This window comes from Caballeronia glebae (genome assembly GCF_001545035.1).
In the GTDB taxonomy this organism is placed as follows: Bacteria; Pseudomonadota; Gammaproteobacteria; order Burkholderiales; family Burkholderiaceae; genus Caballeronia; species Caballeronia glebae.
Window position 1 is genome coordinate 1 of record NZ_FCOJ02000180.1, and the last position, 863, is coordinate 863.

1 pseudogene is annotated in these 863 nt (G+C 64.0%); it reads left to right on the forward strand.

The window, feature by feature from the left end:
* Window positions 1-863, forward strand: a pseudogene (locus AWB82_RS36695) (hemagglutinin repeat-containing protein); the annotation flags it as partial.

Consider the following 863-nt stretch of genomic DNA (forward strand, 5'->3'; position numbering starts at 1 on the left):
TCCGGGATCAAGGCGGGCGCGGGCGGGTTCGACATCAACGTGAAGGGCAACACGGACCTCAAGGGCGGCGTGATTGCAAGCGAAGCCGATGCATCGAAGAACAGCCTGACGACGGGCACGTTGACTTACTCCGACATCGAGAATCGCGCGAAATACGATGCGTCTTCGTTTGCGGCGAGCGGGGGTTATAGCTTCGGCGGCGGCAACGGCGACAAGAGCGGGATCGGCAAGAACCAGAAGGGCACGGCGGACAACGTGAATCCGGTGCCGGGCACGGAGTTGCCGAAGAACGACAGCGGGCTGGCGATTGCGCCGCCGGTGGCGATGGCAGCGTCGGGCGATGCGAGTACGACCACGAAGAGCGGCATCAGCGCGGGGACGATCAAGATCGCGGATGAAGCGCATCAAACGCAGGATATTGCGAGCTTGAATCGGGATACGTCGGATACGGGCGGTGTGCTCGCGCCGATCTTCGATCAAGGCAAAGTCGAGAACGGGTTCGCGATTGCGAGCCAGTTCACGGCTGAGGCGGGGACGTTCGTAGCGAGCCGGGTGAAGGAAGCGGATACGGCCACGCAAGCGGCGAAAGATCCGAACCTGACGCCGGAGCAGCGTGCGCAAGCGCAGCAGCAAGCCGATGCGCTGAATAAGGACTGGGGACCGAACGGGACGTATCGCCAGGCGCTGACGGCGTTGACCGTAGCGGCAGGCGGCAATGTGACGGGAGGCGCGGGTCAGTATGCGCAAGCGGCGACGGTGGCGTATTTGCAGGAGCTTGGCGCGAATGGCGTCAAGCAGATCGCAGATGGCTTAGGCAGCGAAAGCGCGCGTGCGGCGCTGCACGCGATCGTGGGATGCGCGGG